This is a genomic window from Staphylococcus sp. HMSC13A10 (genome assembly GCF_001808005.1).
Lineage (GTDB): Bacteria > Bacillota > Bacilli > Staphylococcales > Staphylococcaceae > Staphylococcus > Staphylococcus pasteuri.
Map to the genome: position 1 here is coordinate 1 of NZ_KV791881.1, position 1,764 is coordinate 1,764.

Annotated in this window: 1 rRNA gene; it reads left to right on the plus strand. The window is 52.0% G+C overall.

Going from position 1 to position 1,764, the window contains the following annotated elements:
- Positions 1-1,764 (plus strand): 23S ribosomal RNA (locus HMPREF3125_RS10350); the annotation flags it as partial.

The window sequence follows — 1,764 nt, forward strand, 5'->3', positions numbered from 1 at the left end:
CACTGCGCCGAAAATGTACCGGGGCTAAACATATTACCGAAGCTGTGGATTGTCCGTAGGACAATGGTAGGAGAGCGTTCTAAGGGCGTCGAAGCATGATCGCAAGGACATGTGGAGCGCTTAGAAGTGAGAATGCCGGTGTGAGTAGCGAAAGACGGGTGAGAATCCCGTCCACCGATTGACTAAGGTTTCCAGAGGAAGGCTCGTCCGCTCTGGGTTAGTCGGGTCCTAAGCTGAGGCCGACAGGCGTAGGCGATGGATAACAGGTTGATATTCCTGTACCACCTAGTATCGTTTTAATCGATGGGGGGACGCAGTAGGATAGGCGAAGCGTGCTATTGGATTGCACGTCCAAGCAGTAAGACTGAGTGTTAGGCAAATCCGGCACTCATAAGGTCAAGCTGTGATGGGGAGAGGAAATTGTTTCCTCGAGTCGTTGATTTCACACTGCCAAGAAAAGCCTCTAGATAGATAACAGGTGCCCGTACCGCAAACCGACACAGGTAGTCAAGATGAGAATTCTAAGGTGAGCGAGCGAACTCTCGTTAAGGAACTCGGCAAAATGACCCCGTAACTTCGGGAGAAGGGGTGCTCTTTAGGGTTAACGCCCAGAAGAGCCGCAGTGAATAGGCCCAAGCGACTGTTTATCAAAAACACAGGTCTCTGCTAAACCGTAAGGTGATGTATAGGGGCTGACGCCTGCCCGGTGCTGGAAGGTTAAGAGGAGTAGTTAGCTTCTGCGAAGCTACGAATCGAAGCCCCAGTAAACGGCGGCCGTAACTATAACGGTCCTAAGGTAGCGAAATTCCTTGTCGGGTAAGTTCCGACCCGCACGAAAGGCGTAACGATTTGGGCACTGTCTCAACGAGAGACTCGGTGAAATCATAGTACCTGTGAAGATGCAGGTTACCCGCGACAGGACGGAAAGACCCCGTGGAGCTTTACTGTAGCCTGATATTGAAATTCGGCACAGCTTGTACAGGATAGGTAGGAGCCTTTGAAACGTGAGCGCTAGCTTACGTGGAGGCATTGGTGGGATACTACCCTAGCTGTGTTGGCTTTCTAACCCGCACCACTTATCGTGGTGGGAGACAGTGTCAGGTGGGCAGTTTGACTGGGGCGGTCGCCTCCTAAAAGGTAACGGAGGCGCTCAAAGGTTCCCTCAGAATGGTTGGAAATCATTCATAGAGTGTAAAGGCATAAGGGAGCTTGACTGCGAGACTTACAAGTCGAGCAGGGTCGAAAGACGGACTTAGTGATCCGGTGGTTCCGCATGGAAGGGCCATCGCTCAACGGATAAAAGCTACCCCGGGGATAACAGGCTTATCTCCCCCAAGAGTTCACATCGACGGGGAGGTTTGGCACCTCGATGTCGGCTCATCGCATCCTGGGGCTGTAGTCGGTCCCAAGGGTTGGGCTGTTCGCCCATTAAAGCGGTACGCGAGCTGGGTTCAGAACGTCGTGAGACAGTTCGGTCCCTATCCGTCGTGGGCGTAGGAAATTTGAGAGGAGCTGTCCTTAGTACGAGAGGACCGGGATGGACATACCTCTGGTGTACCAGTTGTCGTGCCAACGGCATAGCTGGGTAGCTATGTATGGACGGGATAAGTGCTGAAAGCATCTAAGCATGAAGCCCCCCTCAAGATGAGATTTCCCAACTTCGGTTATAAGATCCCTCAAAGATGATGAGGTTAATAAGGTTCGAGGTGGAAGCGTGGTGACACGTGGAGCTGACGAATACTAATCGATCGAAGACTTAATCAA